At 41.3% G+C, this 17038-nt stretch carries 15 protein-coding genes and 2 riboswitches; of the genes, 11 read left to right on the top strand and 4 right to left on the bottom strand.

Features of this window, described 5'->3' with window-relative positions:
- Positions 1–35 precede the first annotated feature (35 nt).
- On the bottom strand, positions 36–1109 hold the full coding sequence (gene mnmA / locus AC2HW8_RS00890) for a tRNA 2-thiouridine(34) synthase MnmA (protein ID WP_484327019.1): 1074 nt from the start codon (positions 1107–1109) through the stop codon (positions 36–38).
- 39 nt (positions 1110–1148) lie between these two features.
- Positions 1149–2063, bottom strand: coding sequence for a quinolinate synthase NadA (nadA, locus tag AC2HW8_RS00885; protein ID WP_015523438.1), 915 nt, complete (start codon positions 2061–2063; stop codon positions 1149–1151).
- A gap of 260 nt (positions 2064–2323) precedes the next feature.
- Between nadA and AC2HW8_RS00880 the strand changes: the two genes are divergently transcribed.
- The 3 genes from AC2HW8_RS00880 to AC2HW8_RS00870 all read left to right on the top strand — a co-directional run bounded on the left by AC2HW8_RS00880 (position 2324) and on the right by AC2HW8_RS00870 (position 5121).
- On the top strand, positions 2324–2824 hold the full coding sequence (locus AC2HW8_RS00880; RefSeq protein ID WP_484327018.1) for a hypothetical protein: 501 nt from the start codon (positions 2324–2326) through the stop codon (positions 2822–2824).
- 193 nt (positions 2825–3017) lie between these two features.
- The gene (gene srtB / locus AC2HW8_RS00875) at positions 3018–3815 is read left to right on the top strand and encodes a class B sortase (protein WP_021883758.1); all 798 of its coding nucleotides are present in this window, start codon (positions 3018–3020) and stop codon (positions 3813–3815) included.
- Positions 3799–5121 carry an LCP family protein gene (locus tag AC2HW8_RS00870; protein WP_484327017.1) on the top strand — a complete coding sequence of 441 codons (1323 nt, stop codon included), beginning with the start codon at positions 3799–3801 and terminating at the stop codon, positions 5119–5121. Before srtB ends, AC2HW8_RS00870 begins: the two co-directional genes overlap by 17 nt.
- Positions 5122–5430: 309 nt before the next feature.
- Here the strand turns inward: AC2HW8_RS00870 and AC2HW8_RS00865 are convergent, their stop codons facing one another.
- Positions 5431–6615, bottom strand: coding sequence for an LCP family glycopolymer transferase (locus AC2HW8_RS00865; protein WP_304006685.1), 1185 nt, complete (start codon positions 6613–6615; stop codon positions 5431–5433).
- Positions 6616–6775: 160 nt separating this feature from the next.
- The gene (gene yfbR, locus AC2HW8_RS00860; protein WP_298765517.1) at positions 6776–7363 is read right to left on the bottom strand and encodes a 5'-deoxynucleotidase; all 588 of its coding nucleotides are present in this window, start codon (positions 7361–7363) and stop codon (positions 6776–6778) included.
- Between the two features lie 254 nt (positions 7364–7617).
- Here yfbR and AC2HW8_RS00855 point away from each other — a divergent pair, with 254 nt between their 5' ends.
- The 8 genes from AC2HW8_RS00855 to AC2HW8_RS00820 all read left to right on the top strand — a co-directional run bounded on the left by AC2HW8_RS00855 (position 7618) and on the right by AC2HW8_RS00820 (position 16800).
- Positions 7618–10077 (top strand): YfhO family protein, encoded by a 2460-nt coding sequence (locus AC2HW8_RS00855; protein ID WP_484327016.1) that lies wholly within the window; start codon positions 7618–7620, stop codon positions 10075–10077.
- Positions 10078–10116: 39 nt separating this feature from the next.
- Positions 10117–11478, top strand: coding sequence for a Sapep family Mn(2+)-dependent dipeptidase (locus AC2HW8_RS00850; protein ID WP_015523445.1), 1362 nt, complete (start codon positions 10117–10119; stop codon positions 11476–11478).
- Between the two features lie 42 nt (positions 11479–11520).
- Positions 11521–12309 (top strand): hypothetical protein, encoded by a 789-nt coding sequence (locus tag AC2HW8_RS00845; protein ID WP_303671329.1) that lies wholly within the window; start codon positions 11521–11523, stop codon positions 12307–12309.
- Complete coding sequence (locus AC2HW8_RS00840) at positions 12303–13382, top strand: glycosyltransferase family 2 protein (protein ID WP_015523447.1); 1080 nt, start codon at positions 12303–12305, stop codon at positions 13380–13382. The genes AC2HW8_RS00845 and AC2HW8_RS00840 overlap by 7 nt, the downstream gene beginning before the upstream one ends.
- Before the next feature lie 49 nt (positions 13383–13431).
- Complete coding sequence (locus AC2HW8_RS00835; protein WP_484327015.1) at positions 13432–14301, top strand: LicD family protein; 870 nt, start codon at positions 13432–13434, stop codon at positions 14299–14301.
- A 15-nt stretch (positions 14302–14316) separates the two neighbouring features.
- A complete protein-coding gene (locus tag AC2HW8_RS00830) occupies positions 14317–15042 on the top strand; it encodes a DNA alkylation repair protein (RefSeq protein ID WP_155129056.1) in 726 nt (241 codons plus the stop codon).
- Positions 15043–15075: 33 nt separating this feature from the next.
- Positions 15076–15197, top strand: a riboswitch (FMN riboswitch).
- A 107-nt stretch (positions 15198–15304) separates the two neighbouring features.
- Positions 15305–15967, top strand: coding sequence for an ECF transporter S component (locus AC2HW8_RS00825; RefSeq protein WP_101070602.1), 663 nt, complete (start codon positions 15305–15307; stop codon positions 15965–15967).
- 75 nt (positions 15968–16042) lie between these two features.
- Positions 16043–16140: riboswitch (THF riboswitch) on the top strand.
- A gap of 87 nt (positions 16141–16227) precedes the next feature.
- Positions 16228–16800: a folate family ECF transporter S component gene (locus tag AC2HW8_RS00820; RefSeq protein WP_021883749.1), complete on the top strand. Its 573-nt coding sequence runs from the start codon at positions 16228–16230 to the stop codon at positions 16798–16800.
- Positions 16801–17038: the final 238 nt, after the last annotated feature.

Genomic DNA, 17038 nt, shown 5'->3' with positions numbered 1-17038 from the left:
ATCACGCTCTCTAAAATCATCATAATTATAAAACTTTATATAATCGTTCCGCCGCCAACTACATATTCACCGTCATAGAGGACTGCTGCCTGACCTTTTGAGATTGCTCTTTGCGGTTCGTCAAAGACAATGTGCAGGGTGTTATCGTCAATCTGTTCAACGATTGCGTCCTTTTCGGGCTGGCTGTAACGAACTCTCGCCTTGACTTTAATCGGCTTGTCGATTTTGTCACAGGTGATGAGGTTTATGTCCGTTGCATAAAGCTCCTTTGAGAAAAGCTCGTTGTTATCGCAGAGAATAACCTCGTTGGTGTCAAGATTCTTTTCCTTAACATACATAGGGTGGGGGAGTGCAAGTCCAAGACCTTTTCGCTGACCTACGGTGTAACGGATAATTCCCTTGTGTTCACCGAGAATATGACCTTTGGTATCAACAAAATTACCGTTAGGATAAGTTCTGCCCGTGTACTGTTCAATGAATTTTGCATAGTCCCCGTCGGGAACAAAGCAAATGTCCTGACTGTCGTGTTTTCGTGCGTTTATCAAACCAAGCTCATTTGCAATTTCACGCACCTTTTCCTTTGTATATGTGCCAAGAGGAAGAAGTGTTTTTGCAAGCTGTCTTTGTGTAAGACAGTACAGCACATAGCTTTGGTCTTTTGTGCTGTCAACCGATTTTTTCAGCAAATAGCGGTCTGCACCCTTGTCATACTCAATTGTTGAGTAATGCCCCGTGACAACGCAGTCAAAGTCAAGCTCTTCTGCACGGCGAATGAGCTTTTCAAATTTGATAAAGCGGTTGCAGTCAATGCACGGATTCGGTGTTGTACCGTTTTCATAGGCTCTGATAAAGCGGTCGATTACATTTTCCTTAAAGCTGTCCTTGAAGTTATAGACATAGTAGGGAATGCCGAGCTTGAGGCAAACTCTCCTTGCATCATCAATGTCATCAAGAGAACAACAGGTTTTTTCTCGCTTTTCACCGATATCTTCGTTATCAAAGAGCTTGAGGGTAATGCCCGTTGCGTCATATCCCATATCATTGGTAAGAAATGCGGCAACCGAGCTGTCAACTCCTCCGCTCATTGCAATCAATGCTTTATTAGTCATTTATTCCTCCCGAACAGATTTGCGTTCATAAGTAATTTATCAGCCGAGTCTGATCATTTCGTCAATGCACTTTCTTGCGTCTGTGATAGTCTGATCGTCAAGCTTGATTTCCTCTCCGCCGTTGCCGTTAAGGCAGTTGTAAACATCAACAAGTGTTGTTGATTTCATATTCGGGCAGATGAGCTTTAATGTAAGACCGTAGAAATTCTTGTCCGGACATTCATACTGCAAATGTTCGGCAATGCTGATTTCTGTACCGATAATGAATTCCTTTGCATCGGATTTCTTTGCATAATTCATTATGCCCGATGTTGAGCCGACATAATCAGCCATAGCAACAACTTCGGGAGTGCATTCGGGATGAACAAGAACGAGTGCGTTCGGATGAAGCTCCTTAGCCTTCTTAACATCCTCAACATTTACGCAGGCATGAATCGGACAACCTCCGTTGAGAAGCTTGATGTTCTTGTCGGGACACTGCTTTGCAACATAGTCGCCGAGGTTGCAGTCAGGGATAAAGAGAATGTTCTTATTGTCAAGATTGTTTACGATTTTAACAGCCGATGAGCTTGTTACGCATACATCGCAAATTGTTTTGAGTTCTGCCGTAGTATTGATATATGCAACAACTGTGTAATCGGGATACATTTTCTTAACCTGAGAAATAAGCTGTTTGTCCATCTGGTCTGCCATACTGCAGCCGGCAACAGGCTGTGCAAGGTAAACAGTTTTTTCAGGTGAAAGAATTTTGCAGGTTTCAGCCATAAATCTTACACCGCACATAAGAATGTTCTTGTTTTCGGCTTTGCTTGCGTCAACACTCAGCTTGTAGCTGTCGCCTGTGTAATCTGCAATTTCAAGAATTTCATGCGCCTGATAGCTGTGGGCAAGAATACAGACATCCTTTTCCTTTTTCAGCTTGAGAATCTGTTCTTGTATTGATGAAATATTCATAATAGCTTTCCTTTCAAGGTAATTAAAATTACTCCCCTTATTATACATTTTCAGCAGTTTATATGCAATAGCTTTCGGTGTAAAAAAGCTGTATTTTTTGCGTTTTTAACAAGAAACAGCCCATATTTTTGGTTGTATTTAAAAAATGTTTTTGTTCCTTTAGACTTTACACATAAATGAATATGTGCTATAATTAAGTATAAATTTTGAATAGTATTATATCCCAAAGTTAGAACGGGTTAAATTAGGAGGATTATGTGATGAAAAAGACAATTGCTGTGTTTTTTGCAGTTATGATGATGTTATTGTCGGCAGTTCCCGCATTTGCTGCCGTAAGTCCGGAACCGAGTACATTCAAATATAAGGTTGAAGTTATTCCGACAGAGGGCGGTGACGGTGCTTATAAGTTCACAACAGGTATTGACAAAAACGGCGAACAGCATGTTTACATTGAGCCGCTTCCTTATGACGGCTATACTTTTGACCACTGGGAAATTTCGGGCGGTCCTTTCAGAACCGACAGCAAGTATACAGATCCTAATATGAATATTATTATTTCAGGTGACCTTGTTTGTACTCCTTATTACCGTAAGGCAAGCAGCGGCGGCACAACAGGTCCTGTTGCTACAGCTACGGCAAAGAAAGATGATTCAACAACTTCACCAAAGACAGGCGCAAGCGATGTTGTACCGTATGCAATTTTAGTTCTTTCTCTTGCGGCTTGCGGTGCGGCTGTATTTAAGCTTGTAAAGAGCAAATAATCCAACCTTAACTAAAAATCAAGAGACTTCTCATAAGGAAGTCTCTTTTTTATTCATTAGATGTTTGAATAATCAGGTTTTGTATTGCAGATGCAGAAGTTTGTAAATTGTAATAAAATTTTACTAACAAGTAATGATTAATTGACATACTGACACAAAAATGATACAATATAACCGATTGGGAGTTTTTGATATGAGCAGAAAAAGAAACAAATTTCTTATAGCTTTGATTATTTTGCTTGTGGCTGCAATTATCGGCACACTTGCGTACATAGTCGTTAAAAACTTAAATGAAAATAACGAACGAAAAAGTCTTGATAACATCGCAGGCTCGTATGCGTCAGGCATTGAAAACGGTACAACCTCTGCAACAGAAGTGACTTCACCGTCAATCAATGTGAAAAAGGTCGAAAATCCGATTGATTTCAAGTCGCTTCAACAGCAGAACAGCGACATTTATTCGTGGATTTACATTCCGAATACAAATGTAAATTATCCTGTTTTGCAAAGTCATCTTGACGATAACTTATATCTTGACCACGATATTTATAAGAATTACAGCTTTTCGGGCAGTATCTATTCTCAGATGTGCAACAAGCGTGATTATTCCGACAGAGTGACTGTGCTTTACGGTCATAATATGGCAAACGGCTCAATGTTTGCAACGCTCCATCGCTTTTATGATGCCGATTTCTTTAACAAGAACAGGTACATCTATGTTTACACTCCCGACAGAAAGCTTACATACGAAATTGTGTCAGCTTTTGAATATGATAACCGACACATTATGAATTCGTTTGATTTTTCCGATGATAATGTATTTTCGGATTATCTCAATATGATTAAAAATCCACATTCTGTTTCTGTGAACAAGAGAAATACGGAGCTTACTACCGATGATAAAATTCTTGTTTTAAGCACATGCTTAAACAGCGGTGACGGAAGATATCTTGTGCAGGGAGTGCTGAAGAAAGATGAACCGACAAAATGAAAGTTCGGCTGAGGCAACAACTGAAAATATAGAAAACAAGCTTGATCCGAATACACCGGAAATTCTTGAATCAAAAAGAGAAAAGAACAGCAAGGAGCATGTAAGCAATCTTTCAAGGCTGGATATAGAAGGTTATATTTTCAAGGACAGCAAGTTAATAAAGAAAAAGAAAAAAGTATATACAGATGTGTACGGAGTTGATTCCGACAGCATTGTCGTGAATAGTAATACCACAAATCACTATAAAAAGCATAGATCAAAGTCGCATCATCACCATTCAAAGCATCGAAAGATGAAAACCTGGAAAAAGGTGCTTTTGTCAATCGGCTGTACATTACTTGGATTAGTTATACTTGCCGCAGGCACGGTTGCGTATTTGATTTATCAGGGCGGAAACGAGCTGTTTAATACGGATATTCATGTTACCGCCCCACAGGGCATTGAAACCGAGGAAAACGGTAAGTATGTCGTATACAACGGTGAAACATATCAGTTCAACGAAAAGGTGACGAATGTTCTGTGTATCGGTGTTGACAAGCGCAACCTTGACGAAAATAATAACAGCAAAGTCAGGGCGAGCGGCGGTCAGGCGGATGTGCTTATGCTTGTGTCAATCGACACTTCAAACGGTAAAATAACGCTCTTCAACATTTCGAGAGATTCGATGGTTGATGTCACAATGTATTCAGCAGGCGGTGCGTATGCCGGTACGGAAAAACAGCAGATTTGTCTTTCGTATTCATACGGTGACGGTAAGGAATCAAGCTGTGAAAATACCGTAAATTCAGTTCAGAGGCTGTTCTATAACATTCCGATTAATACATACTTTTCGCTTGACCTTGACGGCATTTCCGCTCTCAACGACAGCGTTGGCGGAGTTGATGTTGTGTCACCCGAAACAATCGGGAAGTTTGTTGAGGGAGAAAGCTATCACCTTGTCGGACAGCAGGCTGAAAGCTTTGTCAGAACCCGTGATACAAGCAAGACCGATTCAAACAATATGCGTATGCAAAGACAGAAGGTTTACATTCAGTCTTTTATGAATACGGTTCTTCAGCAGACAAAGGAAGATTTAACCACGCCAATCGACTTGTTCAATGCGTCCGCTCCGTATTCATGTACGAATCTTAACCCGTCAAAGGTGTCATATCTTGCTCAGCAGGCTGTGCTTGGCGGTATGAACGGAATTGATATGGTTTCAGTCCCCGGTCAGGTTACAATGGGTTCAAAGTACGCAGAATTCAATGTCAGCGAGGCAGAATTTTATCAGCTGTTTTTGAGTATTTATTATACGAAAATAGAATAATAATAAAACAAATAAAATGCATCAGATTCCAAGTAAGGTTCTGATGCATTTTTGTTTTATGTGCAATGCGGTTGTTGAATCGTGCGAATAATAACAATTCTACGCTCGGGCATGATATGTTTTAATATCGCAAACTTTCTTCACGAATAGGGAACGGCGGCTCGCCCTAATTTAGAGCGAATAACCGCAATGATACGCTCGGGTGTAATATGTTTTGTAATTAAACAAACTATCTTCACGAATAGGGTACGGCGGCTCGCCGTAAAAAACAGACAGCCGATAATTGGCTGTCTGCATTTTGTTCAATATTTAATTTGATGCGGAGGTTGTTTCTTTTGAAGAAGTGCCGCCTGTGAACAATTCTTCAAAAACGAAGCTTGCGAACTTCTTTCTCTGTTCTTCAAGGTCTGAAATTTTGATTGTTGATGTGATTGCACCGTTCCATGTTTCGGTTTTATCATCATAGTACCAAAGACCTTCTTCAGGAACATAATACTGCTCTACATCATAGGAAAGATATGTGAGAGCGTGAGAAACAAGTGCTGTGATTTCGTCCTTCTTGAGGTTTGTTGTTACAAGGGGACCGACAGAGCTTACAATTGAAACAATCTGACCGAGGTCCGCACTCTTCATACTTGTAAACAAAGTTTCAAGAAGCTTTCTCTGTCTTGAGGTTCTGTCCCAGTCGTCACCGTCAAGACCGATTTCGTTGCCGTCCTCGCCCTTTTTAAGACCTCTGTTTCGAGCATACCAAAGAGCCTCCTGACCGTTGAGATGAACAGTACCGGGTGCGTCTGTGATAGTTGTTCTTGTGTCAGCCTGATTGTTCTTGTACATCTGATAGTTGATGTAGTCAATTTCGTCCTGAGTAACTTCCATATCAACACCGCCGAGGGTGTCGATAATCTTCTTAAAGCTGTCAAAGTCAACAACCGCATAACGGTCAACCTTGATGCCGAAGTTTGCCTCAATTGTCTGAATTGAAAGCTTTGCTCCGCCGTAGTTATAAGATGCGTTGAGCTTGTCATATCCGTAACCCGGAATATAAACATAGGTGTCACGCTGGAATGATGTCAGTTTAAGCTTTTTGTGGTTGTTATCAATGGTCATCATGATCATTGTATCACTTCTGCCGTATTTATCGTCGTTTGAATTGTCTTCGCCAAAGAGCATAACATTAAGCTCCTTGGAGTTCTGCAGAAGCTCTCCCTCTGAAAGCGAAAGGTTTGTTGTGTCGCCCTCAAGCGGGGCAACCGATGAGTTGGTAGCTGCTGTGTTGTTGTTGTTTGTGTCATCAAGATCCTTGAAGTTGAGAGTGTCAAGGAACGAATAGTAGTAGAGCATTCCGCCGCCGCCCAACAGGAAGATTATTGAAAACACAAGACAAAGGATTCTTTTAAGTCTGCCTTTTTTATTATATAATTTTTTGACCTGCTTATTTGAGCTTATGTCAATAAAATTGCTTTTCTGACTGCTTTTTTCGTAATTTGGCATATTACTCCTCCAATCGGGTAAAAAGCACACAATACATAAGTATAGTTTATTATACCATATGAGAATTTCTTTTAATGCTAAATTAGAATTAAAATCTGCCTTTTCGTAAAGTTTTAGCGAAAAATCTGACTGAAAATATTGATTTTTTTGTCGGTAACTGTCAATCCTGTTCATCAAGTGACAAATAGAAGGACGGAAGGAACTCTTTTTCAAACACCTCGTTTTCGGGCATATTCATGTTGTGAATTGAATTTTCGGTTGCCTCTTTTGCCTTTGAAAACTCGCTGTTGCCCATTTTTATTTCTTCAATACATTTTATGAGTGCGGAAAACTTGTCCGCCGCTTTTACATATTTTTTAAGTTCATCGTCACCTGCACCGTTCATTTTGATGATTTTATCCATATCGTCCTTAAAATCATCCGGAAGCATCGACACAAGCCTGTTGCCTGCCGTTGTTTCAATCTCCTTATAGGCATTTTTGATTTCGGGGTTGAAGTATTTTACGGGAGTCGGCATATCGCCCGTTATGATTTCGGTTGCATCGTGAAAAATTGCGAGCAATGCGGCTCTTTCGGCATTGAGATTACCGCCGAAACGCTTGTTGTGAATCAAAACAAGGCAATGTGCAATCACTGCAACATCAAGACTGTGTTCGCTGAGGTTTTCACAGCGTGTGTTGTTCATAAGTCCCCAACGGTTGATGTACCTCATTCTTGAAAGCATTGCGTAAAAATGTGAAATATTCATAGGTAGTTTCTCCTGTTTTTTGCTAAAAATTAGTGCAATTTGTATCGCATTATGTTATAATGTAATCTAAATGCGAGTGTCCTCTGTTCTCTGCAAGCAAAGCAGAGCGTTGCTCCGAATTGAATATGTAGGTGTCTTTTGAATAAATGACGGTGAAGGACATTTATATTACTGATTATACTATTCATAATTTAAAAGTAAAGAAATTATCGAAAAAAAGATTTTTTCAGACTTTTTGCTCCGTGGAGGGTTTTATGCCGAGCAGAATTTTGCAAAAATATCCAACACAAAAACTATTCGGTTTGCGTGTGTTTCTTATATCAATTATAACTGCAACAGCACTTTTTCTACCGTTTATCATAATGGGGAGCGGTGTTTTCTATTATTACGGTGATTTCAATGTTCAGGAAATTCCGTTTTATCAGCTTGTGCATGACGCCGTAAGAAACGGTGATACGGGTTGGATGCACAATGTTGACCTCGGAACGGATATGCTCTCAAGCTTCAGCTTTTATCTTCTTGGCAGTCCGTTCTTTTGGCTGACAATTCCGTTCCCGAGTGAGACTGTACCGTATCTTATCGGACCGTTGCTGATTTTAAAATTCGGCTGTGCGTCACTTTCCGCATATCTCTATTTGAAAAGATATGTGGCTGACAGGAATTTCGCTCTTGTAGGCGGATTGCTGTATGCATTTTCGGGATTTTCAATCTACAATGTGTTCTTTTTCCACTTTCATGAACCGATGATAATGTTTCCGCTGTTGCTTGCGGCACTTGACGCATTCATCTATGATGGAAAAAGAATGGTGTTCACACTTGCGGTATTCTCCGCCTGTGTTGTGAACTACTACTTCTTTGTGGGACAGGTTCTGTTCGTAATCATCTATTTTCTTATGATTACGCTTACCAAAACCTACAAATTTAAAGTTAAAAATTTTCTCTTGCTTGCGCTTGAGGTTATCATAGGATTCCTTGCAACGGCGTTCATACTGCTGCCGTCAGTGCTCGGCTTAATGGGAAACCCAAGGCTTGCCGAGCTTCCGAACGGCTGGGATTCGCTTGTCTACAGTCAACCGCAAAAATACTGGCTGATAATTTTAAGCCTGTTTTTCCCCGCAGATATGCCTGCGTTTCCTGTGTTCACACCCGGCTCAAATTGCAGATGGGCGTCTGTTGCGGCATGGTTGCCGCTTGTCGGAATGACGGGAGTTATCGCATATTTTCAGGTTTGCCGAAAAAGCTGGCTCAAAAAGCTTCTTGCCGTGCTTGCTGTGTTTGCGTGTGTGCCTGTTTTGAACAGTATGTTCCAGCTTATGAACAGCTCAATTTACTACGCAAGATGGTTCTATATGGGCGTGCTTATGCTTGTTCTTGCAACAATCAAGGCGTTTGAAAACAGAAAAACCAATTGGAACAGGGCGATTCGTTGGTCGGCAGGAATTACGGTAGGTGCAACTCTGCTGATAGGTCTTATGCCTGTGAGCTATACGGATGAGGAGAGCGGCGATATTCAAAATACGGTTATCGGCACTCAGGCAACATTTGAACGCTATTGGCTCTATGTCCTTATGGCTTTGTTAAGTCTGCTTGCGTTCGTTCTCATAATCAAAAAATTCAGACGAAACAAAAAGAGATTTACGGTTATGCTCACTGTTGGTATCCTGAGCGTTTCGCTTTTTACCTCATATTTTATAATCGCCACAGGCTATTTCTCAAGCAGCAGTACAAATGCCATCAAAGAAGATATCATAAACAGGCGTGACGGTATCACAATTGCCGATATTGACAATGTTCGCAGTGATTTTTACGAATGTGTTGACAACACGGCAATGTTCTGGCAGATTCAGAGCATTAACTGCTTTCAGAGTTCTGTTTCAACATCTATAATGCAGTTTTACGATGCACTCGGAATTACAAGGGATGTTGCGTCAAGACCTGACCTTGATGTATACGGACTTCGCCCGTTTCTGAGTTGTAAGTATCTTTTTGATTACCGTGGCGACGGAAAATCGGGAAGTCTGAATTCATTCGTTGACGAAAACGGCAACACAAGAATGCCGGGTTGGAAATATCTCAGAACGCAGAACCGTTTTGATATTTACCGCAACGAATACTATATTCCTATGGGATACACCTTTGATAAGTTCATTGCCGAAGAAGAATTTGACCTTGTGACGAACGCACACAAGTCCGAGGCTTTGCTCTACGCAATGGTTCTTCCCCGTGACCTTATGAAGAAGTATTCCGATATTACGGGCTACAGCGATGAAAAGTACAAGCTTTTGTACGGCAAACATCCGGAGGATTACGACAGCATTACGGAAAAGTTTGATTACAGTAATTCAGATTACAAAAAGGTTTGTAATCTCAGAGCCTTGAACAGTTGTACTTCATTTGAATATACAGATAACGGCTTTAAGGCTGTTTACAATAATAAAAAGGGTGACGATAACCTGTTGTTTTTCAGCGTTCCTTACAGCGATGGTTTTACCGCAACTGTAAACGGCAAGGCGGCAGATGTTGAAAAGGTTGACTACGGCTTTATGGCTGTTAAGATTCCAAAGGGGGAAAAGTGTGACATTGTGTTCACCTACGAAACACCCGGATTTTCAACAGGTGTCAAAATCAGCCTTTGCGCATTCGGAGCATTTTTAATCTACTGTGCGGTTATTGTGACCGTTAAAACAGTTAAAAAAAGAAAAAATAAGAACTGATAAAGATACAATCAGCATTTAAGTACGGAGGTATTTATTATGTTTGGAAACAAAATACTTGACTTCAAAGACGAACTTTTAAAGGATCTTAACACACTTCTTTCTTTTGAATCGGTTGACGGTGAAAAGAATGACGAGTGCGATAATGCCTTGAATTTTATTCTTAAAAGAGCAGAAGATTTCGGACTGACAGGGGAGAGAACAACCGACAAGAGCGGTCATATAACCCTTGGCGACAGCGGAAAGCTTTGCGGTGTGCTTACTCACCTTGATGTTGTTCCTGCGGGAAACAGCTGGAGCGTTCCGCCGTATGCGCTTACCGAAAAGGACGGCAGACTTTACGGCAGAGGAATTGCAGACGACAAGGGTGCGGCTCTTGTTACTCTCTATTGTTTGAAAGCAATCAAGGACAGCGGTGTAAAGGGCGTGAACACTCTGCGTGCTATTTACGGCACGGGTGAAGAAACGGGTATGGAGGATATGGAAAATTATTTCAAGAAAAATCCACTTCCCGACATGGCATTCACTCCCGACAGCGACTACGGCATTTGCTTTGCCGAAAAGGGTATTCTTCAGCTTGAAGTCAGCACACTTTTAAATAATGCAACAACACTCAGCCAGTTCCATGCAGGCAGAGCAGTTAATGCAGTTCCCGACAGAGCGTATGTAATGCTTGATTCATCAGACTATGACGAGCAGACTCTCATGCGCCTTGCAGACGCAAGTGACGGTGATTTTGAATTTAATTACACTATTGACGGTCTTATGATAATCAGCCGTGGCAAAGCGGCTCATGCGTGTGAACCGGACAAGGGCTACAATGCCGCAGCGGCACTTGTTGACCTTATCTCAAATGTTTACACAACAAAGGAAACAGGTTCAATCTGTTCATTTATTGACTACGCAATTAACAAGGAAACAAACGGCAGATCACTCGGTCTTAAAATGAGCGACGCTGTTTCGGGCTCGCTCACCGTAAACCTCAGCAGCGTGAATATTGAGGGACAGACCGCAAAGGCTGTGTTTGATATCCGTTATCCCGTTACCGTGAGCGGAAACAGAGTTCTCAAACAGTTCAAAAAGGTTGCAAAAATCAGCGACCTCAAGGTTACTGTTCTCAATCACGAAGAACCGCTTTATGCCGATAAGGACAGCAAGCTTGTAAAGCTTCTCTCTGACGCTTATGAAAGCGTAACAGGTGAAAAGGCTGAGCTTTATTCAACAGGCGGCGGAACATACGCAAGAATGCTCGGAGGTCACGGCGTTGCATTCGGTCCTGCATTCAAAAATGATGATGTTCGTATGCACAATGCAGACGAAAGTATGGATAAGGAGAACTTTTTTAAACACGCTCAGATTTGCCTTGAGGCAATGTACAGAATGTTTACTGACGGAGAATAATGCGTTTCGTTATGAACAAATTCAGATGAAAAGGGAATGCTAATGAATACGGAAAAAACTGTTAGAAAACAGGCAAAAAAGGTTCTTGAGGGGAATCGGTCGGTAATTATCTCAGAGGTAATGGTCACTGTGCTTGCATTTTTGACAGGGCTGTTTGCGTTCAGCCTTGCAATGTCTGTGGCAGGACTTTATAATGTAAAAAATCCGAATCAGACTCAGCAGATGCTTACAATGATTTTCGGGCTTGTATTTTTTGCTTTTGTTGTTGTGTGTCTGCCGCTCATAAACGGAGTTTACAGAAGTGTGTGTAATGTAGTCAGGGGCAGAGAGTGCAGTCCTCTTGATGTTTTTTACTATTATAAAAAGCCGAAATTATTTTTTAAGTCTGTTATTCTTGATATAATTTCAGTCGGCTTGTTTTTTATCATAAGCGGTCTGCTCAATGTGTTCAATTATCTTAGTGCGGTTTCGGATAAAATAATTGACAATTCACCCTCACTCACGGTGGTTGTGGCTGTATTGCTTGTTTTGGCGTTTATCGTCAGCACTGCGGTTGTTGTGGTGTGTTACATTATTTTTGTTCATTATACATTTTTGGCTTACGGTTTTAACGAACATCTGCCGCTCGGAATTTATCTTCCGAGAATGATGGCTTTTTCAATAAAGAACTTCATCTCCACAATAAAGCTGTTTATCGGTTTTATCGGCTGGGCGGCTTTGTGCTTTTTTGTTGTTCCGGCATTTTATGCCGTACCTTATTTTCTGACAACCTCTGCAATGTCTGCAAAATGGTTGTTCGAGCTTGAAGGGAGCAGAGATATTATATGTTAGTTTCACTTTGTATGATAGCCTATAACGAATCGAATGCTTTGAGCGGACTTTTCAGGGATATTGCACTTCAGGACTATCCGCATGATAAAATTGAGGTGGTATTTGTTGACAGTATGTCAACCGATGATACTAAAGAAAAAATGGAAAAATTCCGTGATACCGACTATGGCTTTTGGAATGTGTCCGTTGTTCAATGCGTAAAGCGTAATCAGGCAACATCATGGAATGCCGCTCTGATGACCGCAAAGGGCGATGTTATCATAAGAGTTGACGCTCACGCAAGAATTCCGAGAAACTTTGTTTCACGAAATGTTTATAACATAAAGCAGGGTGAAAATGTTGTAGGCGGCGGCAGACCGAATATCACTTCAAATGTTTCTAGCTGGAAGCTTACCTTGCTTGCGGCTGAGGATTCTCTGTTCGGCAGTTCGGTTGCTTCGTACAGACGACCGCTTGCGCAAAAGGAATATCTTGACAGCCTTTTTCATGCGGCTTACCGCAGAGAGGTTATTGCTAAGGTCGGCGGATTTAACGAAAATCTCGGCAGAACCGAGGATAATGAATTTCACTACCGCATTAGAATGGCGGGCTACAAGATGTGCTGTTGCCCCGATATTATTTCGTATCAGCATTCACGAAACGACCTTCACGGAATGATAAGGCAGAAGTATTCAAACGGACGGTGGATAGGACTTACACTCTCGGAATGTCCCGGTTGTCTTTCATACTTTCACTTTGCACCGTTTCTTTTTGTAATGGCACTTCTCGGCTGTTCCGTGCTTGCATTTCTCGGACTTCCGCTTTTTTTGTACATTCTTTTGATAATTTACGGAATGTTTGATATTGTAAACGCTGTCGGATGTTGCACAATGAAAAATGTTCAGCCTCAGTTTGTGTTTTTGCCGTTCATTTTCCCGTTGCTCCATGTTGCCTACGGAATAGGCACAATTGTTGGTTTGATTCAGATTCCGTCATGGCGGAAGAAAATCAAAAACAGCGGTGCGAAAGAACACATTGAAAAGGTAAAAAGAAAAATCAGGGAAAACACACTTCCCGGTCATTCATACAAATAACTTTTGGGCGGATAATCTCCGCCCGTATTTGATATTTACGGAGATACTTATGACTGAAAAAGTAGAACTTACCCCCGAACTTTTGCGTGAGTTACAGCTTAAACAGCTTGATATGCTCGTGTATTTCAGGGACTTTTGCGAAAAGAACAATCTCACATTCTATCTCATCGGCGGTGCGTTAATCGGTGCGCTCAGAAACGGCGGATTCGTTCCGTGGGATGATGATGTTGATGTTATGCTGCCACGAGAGGACTACGAAAAGCTGTACAAGCTTTGGCATGAACAGGGCGCAGACGGAAGATTTCGACTTCTCAAAACTGACAGCGATATGTTCACGGGCAATATTTTTATGACCGTAACCGACACAAATTACACTATGGTCAAGACAAATCAGACCGAGGTTGATATTCCGCACGGACTTGTGCTTGATGTCTTTCCGCTTGATGTTTGTCCCGACAGCCGTTTTGCACGCAAAATGCAGTATGTGTGGACAATGCTTTATTCGCTGTTTTTGGCTCAGGTTGTTCCCGAAAAGCACGGCGGAATTGTGGGGGTAGGCAGTAAGGCTTTGCTTTCAATTTTCAGAGGGAAAAAGCTCCGAGAAAAGATTTGGAGAACTGCCGAAAAGCATATGATTAAGTACAGGCTTGATAAAAACAAGTGTGTAACGGAGCTTTGTTCGGGCCCTCATTGGATGAAAATTGAGTATCCGAAACACATTTATTCGGGCGTTGATTATGTCACATTTGAGGGCATAAAAATGCCGTGTATGTCGGGCTATGACGAGTATCTCAGAATGGTTTTCGGTGATTATATGCAGCTTCCGCCGGTTGAGGACAGAGTGCCACACCACGATATTGCATATCTTGACCTGAACTCACCGTGTGAAATTTATGACAGCAAAAGAAAGAATAAGTAAAAATAACGGTGTATTATGGAGCTTATAAGAGATAATTGGACTAAAAATGACTATGATTATTTTGTAGAGGAACTTCGTTCATATGCCGATGAAAAGTACAGAAGCTTTCATTCCTCATTGATTCCCGACAATGACAAGGACTTTTTTATCGGAGTAAGAATGCCTGTTATGCGAAAGCTCGGTAAGGAAATTTCTAAGGGCAACGGACGCAGTTTTTTAGAGCAAACAACCGATAATTCTTATGAAGAAAAAACAATGCGAGGTATTGTAATTGGTTTGCTCAAAACCGAAAGCTATGAAGAATTTCTGATGTACAGCGATGATTTTGTACAGCGTATAGACAGCTGGGCGGTTTGCGACGGCTTTTGTGCAAATTTAAAGCAGACGAAAAAGTATAAATCAGAATTTTTCCCTCATGTTTGTGAATACACCAAAAGCGACAATCCGTGGATAATTCGTGCAGGTCTTGTGCTGATGCTTGACTATTATCTTGAAGATGAGTACATAGACACGGTGCTTGAATGTTGTGACAATGCGAAAAATCCGCATTATTATGTGAGTATGGCAAGGGCATGGCTTGTTGCAACAGCACTTGCAAAGTGCAGAGAACAGACTATGCGGTACATAAAGTCAAATTCGCTTGATAATGCAACCTTTAATAAAATGATTCGGAAATGCGTTGAAAGTTTCAGAATTGACGATGAAACGAAAAAATATCTCAAAACCCTGAAGAGATATTGACAAATCCGAAAATCGGCATATAATATAATCAACAGTTGTCTTCGGGGCGGAGTGAAATTCTCCACCGGTGGTTAAAGTCCACGAACAGGTGCAAGCCTGCCGAGTCTGTGAAATTCAGACACCGACGGTTATAGTCCGGATACGAGAAGATGCGGCAGAACAGGCGGTTCGTCTGTTTTATTTTGGTACGCAATCCCGTTACATTTGTAGCGGGATTTTTCTTTTCCCGACAACTCGAAATAATTTTTCAGGAGTGGTCGTAATGACAAAATCAAAAGCAAAAACAATTAATTCAGACAACACGGCAAAGACAACAAAGCTTGCCGTAACCGCAATGCTTGCGGCACTTTCGGCAGTTCTTATGTTCTTTGAATTTCCTCTCGGATTCATCGCACCTTCATTCTATGAGTTCGATTTTTCCGAAGTTCCCGTTCTTGTCGGAACATTCAGCATGGGGCCGATTGCCGGTGTAGTAATTGAATTTGTAAAAATTCTCGTTAAGTTTCTTATTAAAGGCACAAGTACAGGCGGAGTAGGGGAGCTTGCAAACTTTCTCATCGGCTGCTCGTTTATTCTGCCGGCAGGTTTCATCTACAAGTACAAAAAAACAAGAGTCGGTGCGATTGTCGGAATGCTTACAGGTACGGTTGCAATGGCGGCAATCGGTGTGGTTCTCAACACATTCGTGCTTGTTCCGCTCTACTCGTCATTTATGCCGCTTACAGAAATTATCAAAATGGGACAGGCAATTTTCCCTGCAATTGACGGCACATTTACATTCTGCCTGTACTGCGTAGGTCCATTCAATATCATTAAGGGACTCATCATTTCGGTAGTTGTTTTCATAATCTACAAGCCGCTTTCAAGACTTATCAACAGCCTCGATGCCCTTCTTACAAAGAAGAAAAAAGCAACGGTTCAGTAAACCCGAAATTAATTTTTTGGTTGACAAACAACAAATTCAGGCGTATAATAACATACGGTGTCGAAAGGCATCTATCACAGAGTAGAAATTTGTGCGTGAAGTGTTTTGCGGACGGGGAGTTGCCGCAAGAACGAAAGGTTTATCCTGCGGTACAGATTTCGCATCCCGCTGTTACTTTGGGACATATAATTCAGCGGGCAGAGCAATCTGTCCGCTTTTTTCTTCCTGAAGCAACAACAGAGATTCAGGAGGTAAAAAATATGTCACAACTCAAAAAAATTCAAAGCTCTTTGCTTGAAATGAAGAGTATCTACGCTCTTGCGGCAATTGCAATGCTGCTTGCACTTCGTATTGTTCTCGGATTTTTTGCAAACAGCACACTTCCGTTTTTCGGAAACAATGTAAAGCTCAGCGCAGCGTTCCTTCCCATAGCCGTAACAGGCGTAATGTTCGGACCGATTCCTGCCGCAATTGTCGGTGCTTTGGGAGATATTCTTTCATTTATCATTGCCCCGACAGGCGCATATTTTCCCGGCTTTACAATCAACGGCTTTATTACAGGTTTTATCTACGGTATGTTTCTTTATAAGAACAATGTAACTCCGCTCAGAGTTGTTCTTGCATGGTTTACAAATATGCTCTGCGTTGAAACATTCCTTACGGCTTTTTGGCTTTACACACTCTACGGCGGCGGTTCAACACCGTACACAGTTTATCTTACAGCAAGATTCATCAGTGTTGCCGTTAAGTGCATTCCCGAGATTATTCTTGTGTTTGCTCTTGGTAAGCTTGCAGGTAAAATTCGTGTTCCGCACGCAATAAAGAGAACCTGATGAAAAACTAATGCAAAATTTTAAGGTTGGAAATCGACTGCTCCCCGCAGTAGTTTCCAACCTTTTTTGTTTGTGCAGCGGCGGATAGTAACGGTACAATATTTGTAATTCAACTTGCTTTATAAATACAACAATGTCATTGTTAAACTGTAGAGGCGAACCGTGTTCGCCTCTACAAATAAAATAAAAGTCGGAAAGCAAATTTGAAATCTGCTTTCCGACTGAATTTTTGTTATAA

It is taken from the genome of Ruminococcoides sp. (assembly GCF_057037865.1).
This window is presented reverse-complemented; position numbering and strand designations above follow the sequence as displayed.

Coding starts and splice junctions, on each gene's coding strand:
- mnmA (WP_484327019.1), bottom strand. CDS start 1,109: ATGACTAATAAAGCATTGATTGCAATGAGCGGAGGAGTTGACAGCTCG.
- nadA (WP_015523438.1), bottom strand. CDS start 2,063: ATGAATATTTCATCAATACAAGAACAGATTCTCAAGCTGAAAAAGGAA.
- AC2HW8_RS00880 (WP_484327018.1), top strand. CDS start 2,324: ATGAAAAAGACAATTGCTGTGTTTTTTGCAGTTATGATGATGTTATTG.
- srtB (WP_021883758.1), top strand. CDS start 3,018: ATGAGCAGAAAAAGAAACAAATTTCTTATAGCTTTGATTATTTTGCTT.
- AC2HW8_RS00870 (WP_484327017.1), top strand. CDS start 3,799: ATGAACCGACAAAATGAAAGTTCGGCTGAGGCAACAACTGAAAATATA.
- AC2HW8_RS00865 (WP_304006685.1), bottom strand. CDS start 6,615: ATGCCAAATTACGAAAAAAGCAGTCAGAAAAGCAATTTTATTGACATA.
- yfbR (WP_298765517.1), bottom strand. CDS start 7,363: ATGAATATTTCACATTTTTACGCAATGCTTTCAAGAATGAGGTACATC.
- AC2HW8_RS00855 (WP_484327016.1), top strand. CDS start 7,618: ATGCCGAGCAGAATTTTGCAAAAATATCCAACACAAAAACTATTCGGT.
- AC2HW8_RS00850 (WP_015523445.1), top strand. CDS start 10,117: ATGTTTGGAAACAAAATACTTGACTTCAAAGACGAACTTTTAAAGGAT.
- AC2HW8_RS00845 (WP_303671329.1), top strand. CDS start 11,521: ATGAATACGGAAAAAACTGTTAGAAAACAGGCAAAAAAGGTTCTTGAG.
- AC2HW8_RS00840 (WP_015523447.1), top strand. CDS start 12,303: ATGTTAGTTTCACTTTGTATGATAGCCTATAACGAATCGAATGCTTTG.
- AC2HW8_RS00835 (WP_484327015.1), top strand. CDS start 13,432: ATGACTGAAAAAGTAGAACTTACCCCCGAACTTTTGCGTGAGTTACAG.
- AC2HW8_RS00830 (WP_155129056.1), top strand. CDS start 14,317: ATGGAGCTTATAAGAGATAATTGGACTAAAAATGACTATGATTATTTT.
- AC2HW8_RS00825 (WP_101070602.1), top strand. CDS start 15,305: ATGACAAAATCAAAAGCAAAAACAATTAATTCAGACAACACGGCAAAG.
- AC2HW8_RS00820 (WP_021883749.1), top strand. CDS start 16,228: ATGTCACAACTCAAAAAAATTCAAAGCTCTTTGCTTGAAATGAAGAGT.